Here is a 12,110-nt window from a genome sequence, read left to right on the forward strand (position 1 = left end):
GCGGGAAAGGCAACCGCGAGAGAGTGCAAGAGAGCTCAGACTTTAGTTGCTGTCCTGGGAAAAGCGGATGCCGGTCATTTCGCGGAAGCGAGTACATCCTCGTTGGCGGCATCGAACTGCAGCCGGGCGAGGCGCGCATAGATGCCGCCGTGGCGGATGAGGCTCTGATGCGTGCCCTCCTCGACGACGCGGCCCTGATCCATGACGAGGATGCGGTCGGCCTTCAGCACGGTGGCGAGGCGATGGGCGATGACGAGGGTCGTGCGGCCGTCGACCAGGCCGTCGAGCGCCTTCTGCACCAGGGTCTCGCTTTCGGCGTCGAGGGCTGACGTCGCCTCGTCGAGCAGCAGTACGGGCGCGTTCTTCAGGATGGCGCGGGCAATGGCGATGCGCTGCCGCTGGCCGCCCGAGAGGGTGACGCCGCGTTCGCCGACCTCGGTCTCATAGCCGCTCTCCAGCCGGGCGATGAACTCGTCGGCCTGGGCGGCAAGGGCTGCGGCGCGGACCTCCTCACGCGAGGCGCCGGGGCGGCCGAAGGCGATGTTGTCATGGATCGAAGCGGCAAAGATGGTGACATCCTGCGGCACGATGGCAATGCGCTGGCGCAACTCGTCCGGTGTCGTCAGCCGGGCGTCGACACCGTCGATCGTCACGCTGCCCTGCTGCGGATCGTAGAAGCGTAGCAGCAGCGAAAAGACGGTGCTCTTGCCGGCGCCGGAGGGGCCGACGATGGCGACGGTTTCGCCCGGTGCGATGGCGAAGTTCAAGCCATGCAGCGCCGATTTGCCGGGGCGCGAGGGATAGGCGAAATGCACGTCGGAAAATTCGACGCGGCCGCGGCTGGGCGAGGGCAGGGCTTCGGGGCTGGCTGGGGCGGCGATCGGCGAGACCTCGTCGAGAAGCTCGGTCAGACGGTCGGCAGCGCCGGCCGCCTGCGAGAGTTCGCCCCAGACCTCCGACAGTGCGCCAAGAGATCCGGCCGAAATGACGGCATAGAGCAGGAACTGACCGAGCGTGCCGGCCGAAAGCGTGCCGGCAAGCACGCTGTGGGCGCCGACCCAAAGCACGGCGACGACGCTGCCGAAGATCAGCGTGATGGCGATGCCGGTCAGCAAGGCGCGCGAGCGGATGGCGGCGCGGGCGGCCTCATAGGCGGATTCAACGGCGCCGCCGTAGCGCGTCGCTGCGGCACCTTCGCCGTTGAAGGCCTGGACCGTGCGGGTTGCGGCGATCGTCTCGTTGGCAAAGGCGGACGCTTCGGCAAGCGTATCCTGGGCGGCGCGGGAGCGCCTGCGCACCGAGCGGCCGAAGGCGACGAGCGGGAAGACGATGAGCGGGATCGCCCCGATGACGAGGCTGGAAAGCTTCGGGGAGGTGACGACCATCATGCCCATGGCGCCGAGACAGAGGATCAGGTTCCTGAGCGCCACGGAAGCAGTGGCGCCGACGGCGGACTTGATTTGCGTCGTGTCGGCAGTCAGACGCGAGATGATTTCGCCGGACTGGTTGACGTCGAAGAAGGAGGGCGACAGCCGCGTCACATGGGCAAAGACATCGCGGCGCAGATCGGCAACGATGCGTTCGCCGATGGTGATGACGAAATAATAGCGCATGGCGCTTGCAACAGCGAGCACGACCGCCATGACCATCAGCATGGCGAAATAGCTGTTGATGAAGCGGCCATCCGACTGGGTGAAGCCGTGATCGATCATGCGGCGTACGGCGAGCGGCAGCGCCAGCGAGGTGACGGCAGCAAGCGTCAGCGAAATAAGCGCACCGGCCATCAGGCCGCGATAGCGCATGAGATAAGGCGTCAGTCTGCCAAGCGGTCGCAACGACCGCCTTTTGTTTTCTTCAGCCCGTCCCTGTTCTGCCAAATCATCTCCGATCGCCGCGAGGACCCGCTAATGCGGCCTGTTGGCTCTTGTTATCCCGGCGTCCTTCATGTATAGGCACGCCATCCTAATGGGAAGCCGTAGCCATCACGACTGCGGCTTCATTTATTCAATCGGTTCGGTGGCCGCAACTGCATGCGGCAAATTGAACTCCGGTATCGCAGGAAGATTGTTATGAAGGCAGGCATCCATCCCGACTATCACATGATCAAGGTAGTCATGACCGATGGCACCGAATACGAAACCCGCTCGACCTGGGGTTCGGAAGGTGCTGTCATGAACCTCGAAATCGATTCCAAGTCGCATCCGGCCTGGACCGGCGGCAACCAGCAGCTGATGGACCGCGGTGGCCGCGTTTCCAAGTTCAACAAGCGTTTCGGCGGCCTCGGCCTCTAATCGCTTCTGCTCGACGGAATTTGAAAAGAGCCCGGTTCTGCCGGGCTTTTTTGCGTTTGCAGGCTGGCGCGGTAGCGCAGCAAATGAAAAACCGGCCGCGCAAGGCGCAGCCGGTTCAAATGGAATTTGTCAGATCGGTCAGTTGTTGCCGAAGGCCGTCTGCAGCAGGGAAAGCTGGGCCTGCACGCTGTTCTGATTGTCGTGAACGATCACGGCTTCGGCCGGGCGATAGATTTCGCGATCAAGCAGGGCGATGCGGTTCTGCAGGCGCAGCGAGCGCTCGACGAGATCGCGGAAGGATTCCGGCAAATCGCCCCAGCCCGGTGCGGCGCGGTCGACGTTGAAGCCGTCCAGGCGAACCTTGTTCTTCTCGGCCAGCACCTGATCGCGGGACATTTCGCCGTTGTTGACGGCGCGCTGCAGCAGCAGCCAGGAAGCCATCTGCATCAGGCGGGTGGTCAGCCGCATCGATTCCGCGGCATAGAGGACGGACGCCATGCGCGGCAGAACCTTGGAGGCTGCGCGGCCCTGGCCGTCGAGATAGGCGGCGGTCTCCTCGACCAGCGACATGCCTTCGGCATAAAGCGCCTTGAACTGTGAGGATGCAGCCGCGCGGCCCGCAAAACTGATCGTGTTCAATCCAACTTCCGACATCGCAATAGTCCCTGTTGCACGCAGCTACTTATGGTCAGGTAACGCCGGCGCCGACGGAAAAGTTTCCCGAGCCGGTCTTTATGACTTTAAGATGGTATCATTAGCGCAAATGCGCAAGCCGTTTCTTAAGAAAGGGTTAATCTCCACAGTTTCATGGAAATGCGCCGGCCGCAGCAAAAAGAAGAGCCGCAAAAGCGGCTCTCAAGGTAAAACAGGGAGAAAAATCAGACCAATTCACCGCATGGAAAACTGTCTGAGACCCAGAGGAAATCTGGATGAATATAGTAATACCTTATAAAGCTTAATATTTTATTAACATTGTGCCGAATGAAGACTTGAGGCTGGCTCGTTTGGTCAGCCATGCTGTTGTTTTTTGAGGTTTTTACGGATCATGATCGGAAGAAGCTTTCCGCCGCCTGTCGTCCGGAGGCCTTGCGGGCGGCCTCGGCTTCCAGGCGGGTGATCTCGGTCTTCAGCAACTCCACTCGCGCCTTCAGCTCGTCCACCGAAAGCAGGGAGAGATCGGCGCCGATCTCATGGGCGGTTTTCTTCTGCGGCCGGTCGTCATCGATAAAGCTCATCGGTTCTCCTCCTTTTGCTGCAGGCAGCATGATGGCGAAAAATACGGGTGATACGGAAGGGAAATTTAGACCGATCCGGCCTAAACGCACCCTTGTCCTGAGCTTCCCGTTCATGAGTTACGGAAAAAAACGCAGCGCAGTCCTGCGGGACGCTCTATCCGAACTTTACAGCAGGATCGCTGCTTTCGGGAGACTTGCCGGTGCCGCGGTCGGCAAGGGACATGCTTTCCGGCGTCAGCATCGGCGAAGTGCCGGTCGGGATCGTCGTATAGGCGTCGCGGTCGCTGGCCGGGACGGCAGCGCGGATGCGGCTTCTGATAATCGCATAAACGGTGATCAGCACATGGGCGATGGCCGTGACCAGGAAAAGCGCATGCGGTGTGATCGCCGACATGACGGGGCCGCCGAGCGTCGGGCCGATAACCGTGCCGATGCCGTAGAGGAGAAGCAGACCGCCGGAGACCTTGACGAAATCCTCCGATGCCGCGAAGTCGTTCGCGTGAGCGACCGCGATCGGGTAGAGCGTGTTGGCCACCGCGCCGTAAAGGACAACCAGCCCGATCAGCAAGGCGGGCGATGTCGGGTGGAGCATGAAGATCAGCAGGCCGGCGAGGGCGGCGATCGCCGACATGGCGGCGAGCACGTAGCGCCGGTCGATACGATCGGAAAGTCGGCCGGCCGGCAACTGCATCACGGCGCCGGCGAAGATGGTGGCGCTCATCATGACGGCGATGCTGGTGTCGGAAAGGCCGGCGCCGGCGCCGAAGACGGCGCCCAGCGTGCCATAGGCGCCGTTGGCGATGCCGACGAGCAGGATGCCGAGGCAGGAGACGGGCGAATTGCGGTAGAGCGCCGGCAGGTCGAGACGCACGGCCTTCAGCGGCTGCGGCGAGGCGGCGGTCGAAAGTGTCGTCGGCAGCATGGCGATGCAATAGAAGATGCCGCAGATCATGAACAGCACCGGCGTGCGCACATCCTCGAGCGGGATCATCATCTGGCCGCCGACGACGCCGAGCAGTGTGATGCCGATATAGAGCGAGAAGATCGCGCCGCGGCTTTCGTTGCTGGCGCGCTCGTTCAGCCAGCTTTCGATGATCATCGAAGTGCCGGCGGTGGAGAAGCCGGTGACGGCGCGCAGGACCACCCACCAGATAGGATCGATGATGATGCCGCTGACCAGCGCGATGATGGCGATGATCGAGATGAAGCCGGAGAAGGCTCTGACATGGCCGACGCGGCGCACCAGGTTCGGCGCCACCAGGCAGCCGATGACGAATCCTCCGGCCCATGAGGTGCCGAGCAGGCCGAGCGTCGTGGTGGCGTAGCCTTCGAGATTGCCGCGCACGGGAAGCAGGATGCCCTGCAGGCCGTTGCCCATGAAAAGGAAGAGCGTGCCAAAGAGCAACGCGGCGACGGACAGCAGATTTCTCTTCATTTCCCCAGACTCGGTCTCAGCGATTGTAAACGGACATAAGGCAAGACCTGCGCCTGGCCAGCCTCAAGATGATTGATTGTGCCCCGGAATATCTTTACGGCGTGTCGAGATGCTCTTGTTCGCGCGGAAAAATGTCCGTCCTGTGACATTCCGAAAAATGGAAAAAATAAAGCATGACAAAGCTGATAGCCTTGCTGCTCCTGCTTGCCATGGCGATACAGATGATCAAGCCGCTCGGGCTCCCCGGCCTCCGGCGGCGCATGGATTTCTGGAAGATCGCGCTCATCGCCTTCGGTGTCTGGGCCGTGGCGCTCTTATCGCGCGACTTCCTGATGTAAGCCCGCACTCCAGCCCGGATCGTCAGTCCTGCAGGATGATTTCTCCGCGCATGACGGAAACGCAGCGTCCCGAGATGACGACATCGGTGACGATCCCGCCGGATTTCACGACATCGAGGGCAATGATACTGCGGCGGCCCATTTCGACGCCTTGTTCGATGGTGATGTGGACGTCCATATCGGCGTCCGGCGCAAGCGAGACAAGATAGGCGCCGAGTGCTGCCGAAGCGCTGCCGGTTGCCGGATCCTCGGGCACGTTGTCGAGGGGCGCGAACATGCGGGCGCGAATATGCCACGGATCGTCGGATGTCCTGGCATAGACGAAGAGCGAGAAGTCGTGGCCGCTCGTCGCCTGCCGGCCCGCGGCCGCCTGGAAGCCGGCAAGGTTCAGACGGGCGGCGGCCAGGGTTTCGAGCCCCTTCAATTCGGCGACGGCGAAGTTCAGGCCGACGGAGGCAAAGACCGGCGCGTGGGTGGTGGAGACGATGTCGCCCGGATCGAGCGAGATGCAACGGGCGACGGTTTCCTCGGCAATGGTGTCGCCGATCGTCAGCGGCTGCGGCGCGCGGATGGCGGTGGCCTCGATCTGTCCGCCGTTGCGTTTCAGGTCGACTTCGACGATGCCGGCCCTTTCCTCGAAGCGCAGCCTGTCGCCGACCGGCTTGCCGAAGATCTCGGCCTGCCGGCCGAGCACGTAGGCGGTGCCGACATTCGGATGGCCGGCGAAAGGGATCTCCATCGTCGGAGTGAAGATGCGCACGCGGGCTGAATTCCGATCGTCTTCGGGCGGCAGAACGAAGGTGACTTCGGAATAGTTGAACTCGGTGGCGATCTTCTGCATCGCCGCATCGCTCAAGCCCCGGGCATCGGAAATGACGGCAAGCGGATTGCCCTCGAAGCGGGTGGAGGTGAAGACGTCGACGGTGACGTAGGAGATGGTGTTCATGGCGGCTCCTGTTGTGGCAGGCGGTCATGAGTAAGCATGGTTTTTAAGGGAATGAAGTAGTTTCTTGTCGCCGTGACAATGCGGGGGTGAGCGTCTTACGCGCCGCACTTTTTGTCCACGCAACTTCCCCGGTGGCAATGGGAAGGACGGCGTCTCTCCAGCCACTCATTCCTGTGCTCGTCACAGGAATCCAGCCACGGCGCGTCCGCGCCGTGAGTGAATCAATATTTCAGGGAAAAGAGTCTTTCGCGCGCAAGGACTTGGGCGCACTGGATTCCTGTGACGAGCACAGGAATGCGGGAGCCGAAGGGATTGGCGGGAGCGGCGATGTTGTGGTTGCCGCCCCCACCCAAATCCCAAGTCCAAAATCAAGCGGCCTTTTCCAAATCCTTCTTCCAGCTGCCTTTGGCGGCGAGGCTGTTCATCTCGGCGCGGTGGGTGAATTCGCGCTGGCCGGCGGCGACATTTTCCGGCTTGCCGTTCCAGGCCTTGAGGGCGCTGTCCTGCAGGGCGCGGCCGTAGGAGAAGGTGACAAGCCAGGGCAGGTCGCCGGTGGCATTGATGGCGGAAAGATGCGCGGTCGCCTCTTCGGTCGTCTGGCCGCCGGAGAGGAAGGCGATGCCGGGAACGGCGGAGGGAACGGTCGCCTTCAGAACCTTGACGGTGCCTTCGGCAACTTCTTCGACCGATGCCTTGCGGGCGTTCTTGCCGTCGATCACCATGTTCGGCTTCAGGATCATGCCTTCGAGGCTGACGCGGGCTTCGGCCAGTTCCTCGAATACGATGCGCAGGGTGGCTTCGGTGACTTCGGCGCAGCGGTCGATGTTATGGTCGCCCGGCTTGCCGTCCATCAGGCATTCCGGCTCGACGATCGGCACGATCTTGGCTTCCTGGCAGAGAGCCGCATAGCGGGCGAGCGCCTGAGCGTTGGCACGGACCGAGCCGCGGGTCGGCAGCGTCGACGAGATGGCGATGACGCCGCGCCACTTGGCGAAACGGGCGCCGGCTTCATAATAGCGGGCAAGGCGCTCGCCGAGGCCGTCGAGGCCTTCGGTGATGGTTTCGCCGGGAAATTTGGCCATTGGCTTGGCGCCGGTATCGACCTTGATGCCGGGAATCGAACCGGCAGCGCGGATGATGTCGACGAAAGGCGTGCCGTCGGCGGCCTTCTGGTAGAGCGTCTCTTCGAAAAGAATGACGCCGGAAATATATTTCTTCATCGCCTCGTCGGAGCGGAAGAGCATCTCGCGGTAGTCGCGACGGCTGGTTTCGGTCGATTCGAGATTGATCGTGTCGAAACGCTTCTTGATGGTGGAGGTCGATTCGTCAGCCGCAAGCAGTCCCCGGCCACCTGCAACCATCTGCACTGCAATGTCTTCCAGTCGTTCGCTCATTCGATCTCTCCACAGCGTTAACATCGGCGGTTTAAGAATATAGGACGGCGATAACAGAAGTTTATAGAGAGGAAAATGGAAGGCTAAGTCACTGAAACGATTGAAATCAATTCAATCGTTTGAAAAAATGGGATTTTTTTCAAGTCTTGAGCAAAAGACCGCGGAAGGCTTCTCGCCACCGCGGTCTATCCACATGTAAAACCTGCCAAATTGCGTTTTGCAGCGCCGCACCGCCTATTGCAAGATGCGACGCCGAATGCGCTTTTTCGCGCCGAGGCGCTCGGTCTTATCCGGCGGCGTTGAGGACGGCGACGCCGGGAAGTTCCTTGCCTTCCATCCATTCGAGGAAGGCGCCTCCGGCGGTCGAGACATAGGTGAAATCGTCGGCAACGCCGGCATGGTTGAGCGCCGAGACGGTGTCGCCGCCGCCGGCAACCGAGGTGAGCTTGCCGGCTGCCGTGCGCTCGGCGGCGTATTTCGCGGCAGCGACCGTTGCGGTATCGAAGGGCTCGATTTCGAAGGCGCCGAGCGGACCGTTCCAGACGAGCGTTGCGGCGCGCTCGATCCAGGCGTTGATAGCCTCGACCGATTTCGGCCCGACGTCGAGCACCATCGCATCGGCGGGAATGGCGCTGATATCGACCGTCTCGTTGGCGGCACCCGCCTTGAATTCGCGGGCAACGACGCCGTCCTCCGGCAGGATGATGGCGCAGCCTGATGTCGCGGCCTCGATCATGATCTGCTTGGCGGTTTCAGCGAGGTCATGCTCGCAGAGCGACTTGCCGACATTGGTGCCGCGGGCGGCGATAAAGGTGTTGGCCATGCCGCCGCCGATGACGAGCGCGTCGACCTTCTTCACGAGGTTCATCAGGAGGTCGATCTTGGTCGAAACCTTGGCGCCGCCGACAATTGCGACCACCGGGCGGGCCGGGGCGCCGAGGCCCTTTTCCAGCGCTTCCAGCTCGGCCTGCATGGTGCGGCCGGCATAGGCCGGCAGGTGATGCGCAAGGCCCTCGGTCGAGGCATGGGCGCGGTGGGCGGCGGAGAAGGCGTCGTTGACATAAATATCGCCATTGGCGGCAAGCGCCTTGGTGAAGTCGGGGTCGTTCTTTTCCTCGCCCTTGTGGAAGCGGGTGTTTTCCAGAAGCAGGATATCACCGTCGTTCATCGCGGCGACGGCGGAAGCGGCGGCCTCGCCAATGCAGTCGGAAGCCGTCGCCACGGCGTGATCGAGCACTTCCTCGACGGAAGGGGCGATCAGCGACAGCGACAGATCCGGCGAAGGGCCGTCCTTCGGCCGGCCGAAATGGGCAAGCAGGATCACCTTGGCGCCCTTGTCGGACAATTCGAGGATCGTCGGCGCCACACGCTCGATGCGCGTCGTATCGGTGACCTTGCCGTCCTTGACCGGAACGTTGAGGTCGACGCGTACGAGAACGCGCTTGCCGCTGATGTCGGTGAGATCGTCGAGGGTCTTGAAAGCAGGCATGGGGAGGATCCAGTCTTGGTTGGCGGAAGTTGCGCCGACCATAGCAAGGATCATTCGAGACGCAAGGCGTTCAACGGCCGTTTTCGCGCCTGGCTTCGTCGCCTTCTGCCGATGCTTTCGGCGCGTCTTCGGAGGCCGCCACTTCGCGATTCCGGCGTCCTTTCAGTCGCTCGCGGATGCGCTGGATGATGTCCTTGAGATTGATGAAGATCGGCAGGGTGATTGCCGGTTCGACCGCTTCGAGCGACATGCCGACGGAGGTGACGTGGTCGTGTTCGTCGAGATCGCGGACGATGAGAATGATCGAGCCGAGGCGGACGCGGTCGGCATAATCGGCCTTGCCGCCGAGGCGCTGCCGCATCAATTCGGCGATCGTCAGACCTTTTTCGGACTCGTTGAGCAGGCCGGGACCGTAGGCGGCGTCAAGATCGGCGGCGGGGCGGGCAGGCGAGAGCGCGAAGGCACCGAAGAATTCAGCATCGTCTTCGTCCACAGGCGCACGGCTGGCGAAGAGCCGGTCGAGCAGGCGGGAGTAGCTTGGCACGATGAAGAGGTAGACGAGATCGTTCTCACGCAGCCGCCCGGCATATTGATAACGCATCGACTTGCCATCGCGGATGACGAGCGAGGGTGTCGCCCAGCGCGGGATGCGCTCGCCGCGCAGCACGGGACTATCCTTGATGACGCGATAGGAGAGCAGTTCGTGGTTGGCGGCGCCCGGCAGGTCGACCTCGACCTTGTCGACGGCGCCGATGCGCGGCGGAATGATGAGGCCGAGCTTCTTGGCGACGGGCTTGATCGTCCAGCCCTGGACGAGCAGGGAGACCAGCACGATGATGAAGGCGGTGTTGAAATAGATCTGGCCGTTCTCCAGCCCGCCGAGGATCGGCATGATGGCAAGCAGGATGGAGACGGCGCCGCGCAGGCCGACCCAGGCGACGAAGCCGATTTCCTGCTGCGTGTAATCGAAGGGAAGCAGCGACAGCCAGATCGCCAGCGGCCGGGCGACGAAGATCAGGAAGAAGGCGAGCAGGATGGCCGGCACGATGATGACGGGGAATTGCGACGGCGTGGCGAGCAGGCCGAGTACCAGGAACATGATGATCTGCGCCAGCCAGGTCATGCCGTCCTGGAAGCGCTTGATGGTGCCGATCGCCTGCATCTTGCGATTTCCGGCGTAGATGCCGGCAACATAGACGGCGAGGAAGCCGCTGCCGCCGACCGTGCCGGCGAAGGAGAAGACGAGCAGGGCGAGCGCCAGCACGAAGATCGGCGTCAGGCCGCGGTCGGTATCGAGCTTGCTGACGATCAGCACGATCATCATGCCGCCGAGCAGGCCGAGGATGACGCCGAGCCCCATCTGCTGCACGAACATGGCGAGCATGCCGATATTGATGCCGTCGTAACGCTCGCCGCTCGCCAGCACCTCGACAAGGGCGATGGTGAGGAAGATCGCCATCGGATCGTTGGTGCCGGATTCGACTTCGAGCGTCGAGCGCACCTTGTCACGGATGTTGATGCCGCCGATGCGCAGCAGGAAGAAGACGGCGGCGGCATCCGTCGAGGCGACGATCGAACCGAGCAGCAGTCCTTCCAGCCAGGTGAAGTTCAAAAGCCACATGGCGGCGAAGGCAAAGAGCGAGGCGGTGATCAGCACGCCGACGGAGGCGAGCGTGAGAGAGGGCACGGCTGCCAGCCGGAAGGCCTGCATCGGCGTGCCAAAGCCGGAATCGAACAGGATGACGGCAAGCGCGATGGAGCCGAGAATATAGGCCAGATAGTTGTTGCTGAATTCGATGCCGAGACCGTCGACGCCGGCGGCAAGGCCGATCATCAGAAACAGCAGAAGCAGCGGGGCGCCGAAGCGGAAGGCGAGCAGGCTCGAAAAAGCGGCAAGAAGCACGAGCGCCGTCGCGACCAGCACTACGATATAGAACGCTTCCATGCCCACCCCTTCCATCGAATGCTTGCCGATGCGGCCACCCCCGGCCGATCCGCCTTGTCTCAACCCCTCCACCACGCGCGTCGATGCATCAGTAAACGGCAAAACGGCAGCGAAGGGTAGGCCTTGCGGCTTAACCTCGTCTCGTGCTGCATCATGCTGCTGAACGGCTGCCGGACGGCCACCGACACGGAAATGCTACGGGAGAAACTCTCTACAAAGAATGTATAAGCAAATCAGGCAAGAGCAGGGCGAAAGGCACGAAGATCGATTTTTCCTGCCGGTATCTGCGAGCCGCCCCCGTTCGTCTTGTCCACTGGCGAGAGGAAGGGATCGCAGCCGCGGTTTGGGCGAGTGCTATCCCAACACCGCCTGAAGTGTGATGACGGCGAGAAACGAAAGACCGATGAACACGGCAGCCCGAACGACCAGACGATTGGCCGTTGCCAGCACGGCAGGTCTGACGTCCCGCTTGCGATGAAACCGCTGCCGCCGCTTGAGGGTGGTATGGGACAAGCGTTTTTGCGCCTCTGCCATTTATCGCCTCCACTTGCATTTCCTCAATCTATCACGCTTGGCCAGTGGATTGCCAACCGTGATTTCATCCTTGCGGCCACCGAACCCGTCGCTTCGAAGCGGCTTTCAAAACAGAAGATGAGGCAGATCGGCTGTCAGTCTGCGGTGTCGTCGCCCCCGTCGGTCAGATCCTCGACCGGAACCAGGAAAACGACGAATTCGTCGTCGATGGTCCTTTGCGGATCGTCGTCGAATTCATAGGCGTGCTCGACTTCGCTGGCTTCCTCGGCGGTCGCCTTGCGCAGGCTGAGCGCGGCCTTACGGTCCCACAGGGGCTTGCCTTCGGATTCCAGGATGGTCAGGTCGTCGCGAAAATCTTCCGCCTCGAAGAAGTGCGTCGCTTCCTCATGGTTTTTCGAACGAAAGCTGGCAATGGCGCGGCCGGCGATCTCAACGGTAAAGTAATCCATGCATCTCTCCCTATCTCCCCGGCCGGCGAAGCGGTTCAGGGCTTGGTGCACCAT

The 12,110-nt window shown here is 62.0% G+C and carries 12 protein-coding genes; 2 read left to right on the forward strand and 10 right to left on the reverse strand.

The window, feature by feature from the left end:
- Nucleotides 1–74 precede the first annotated feature (74 nt).
- A complete protein-coding gene (locus tag MHI61_RS27045; RefSeq protein WP_239791242.1) occupies nt 75–1,877 on the reverse strand; it encodes an ABC transporter transmembrane domain-containing protein in 1,803 nt (600 codons plus the stop codon).
- Nucleotides 1,878–2,069: 192 nt separating this feature from the next.
- Here MHI61_RS27045 and rpmE point away from each other — a divergent pair, with 192 nt between their 5' ends.
- Nucleotides 2,070–2,291 (forward strand): 50S ribosomal protein L31, encoded by a 222-nt coding sequence (gene rpmE / locus MHI61_RS27050; RefSeq protein WP_003566413.1) that lies wholly within the window; start codon nt 2,070–2,072, stop codon nt 2,289–2,291.
- 138 nt (nt 2,292–2,429) lie between these two features.
- Here rpmE and MHI61_RS27055 read toward each other — a convergent pair whose 3' ends face one another.
- From MHI61_RS27055 to MHI61_RS27065, 3 genes are all read right to left on the reverse strand, one after another.
- On the reverse strand, nt 2,430–2,945 hold the full coding sequence (locus MHI61_RS27055) for a DUF1465 family protein (RefSeq protein WP_004679442.1): 516 nt from the start codon (nt 2,943–2,945) through the stop codon (nt 2,430–2,432).
- 389 nt (nt 2,946–3,334) lie between these two features.
- Entirely contained in the window at nt 3,335–3,526 is a 192-nt protein-coding gene (locus MHI61_RS27060) for a DUF1192 domain-containing protein (RefSeq protein WP_010031580.1), read from the reverse strand.
- A 154-nt stretch (nt 3,527–3,680) separates the two neighbouring features.
- Nucleotides 3,681–4,961, reverse strand: coding sequence for an MFS transporter (locus MHI61_RS27065; protein WP_239791243.1), 1,281 nt, complete (start codon nt 4,959–4,961; stop codon nt 3,681–3,683).
- Nucleotides 4,962–5,134: 173 nt separating this feature from the next.
- Here MHI61_RS27065 and MHI61_RS27070 point away from each other — a divergent pair, with 173 nt between their 5' ends.
- The gene (locus MHI61_RS27070) at nt 5,135–5,299 is read left to right on the forward strand and encodes a hypothetical protein (protein WP_239791244.1); all 165 of its coding nucleotides are present in this window, start codon (nt 5,135–5,137) and stop codon (nt 5,297–5,299) included.
- Between the two features lie 22 nt (nt 5,300–5,321).
- Here the strand turns inward: MHI61_RS27070 and MHI61_RS27075 are convergent, their stop codons facing one another.
- The 6 genes from MHI61_RS27075 to MHI61_RS27100 all read right to left on the reverse strand — a co-directional run bounded on the left by MHI61_RS27075 (nt 5,322) and on the right by MHI61_RS27100 (nt 12,056).
- Nucleotides 5,322–6,245, reverse strand: coding sequence for a PhzF family phenazine biosynthesis protein (locus MHI61_RS27075; protein ID WP_239791245.1), 924 nt, complete (start codon nt 6,243–6,245; stop codon nt 5,322–5,324).
- Between the two features lie 368 nt (nt 6,246–6,613).
- On the reverse strand, nt 6,614–7,639 hold the full coding sequence (locus tag MHI61_RS27080) for a class I fructose-bisphosphate aldolase (protein ID WP_239791246.1): 1,026 nt from the start codon (nt 7,637–7,639) through the stop codon (nt 6,614–6,616).
- Nucleotides 7,640–7,925: 286 nt separating this feature from the next.
- Nucleotides 7,926–9,128, reverse strand: coding sequence for a phosphoglycerate kinase (locus tag MHI61_RS27085; protein ID WP_239791247.1), 1,203 nt, complete (start codon nt 9,126–9,128; stop codon nt 7,926–7,928).
- A gap of 70 nt (nt 9,129–9,198) precedes the next feature.
- Complete coding sequence (locus tag MHI61_RS27090) at nt 9,199–11,073, reverse strand: potassium/proton antiporter (RefSeq protein ID WP_239791248.1); 1,875 nt, start codon at nt 11,071–11,073, stop codon at nt 9,199–9,201.
- A gap of 354 nt (nt 11,074–11,427) precedes the next feature.
- A complete protein-coding gene (locus MHI61_RS27095) occupies nt 11,428–11,607 on the reverse strand; it encodes a hypothetical protein (RefSeq protein WP_097603998.1) in 180 nt (59 codons plus the stop codon).
- A 134-nt stretch (nt 11,608–11,741) separates the two neighbouring features.
- Complete coding sequence (locus MHI61_RS27100; protein WP_097603999.1) at nt 11,742–12,056, reverse strand: hypothetical protein; 315 nt, start codon at nt 12,054–12,056, stop codon at nt 11,742–11,744.
- Between the last annotated feature and the right edge of the window lie 54 nt (nt 12,057–12,110).

Origin of the sequence: Rhizobium sp. K102 (assembly GCF_022385315.1) — a bacterium.
GTDB classification, from domain to species: Bacteria; Pseudomonadota; Alphaproteobacteria; order Rhizobiales; family Rhizobiaceae; genus Rhizobium; species Rhizobium croatiense.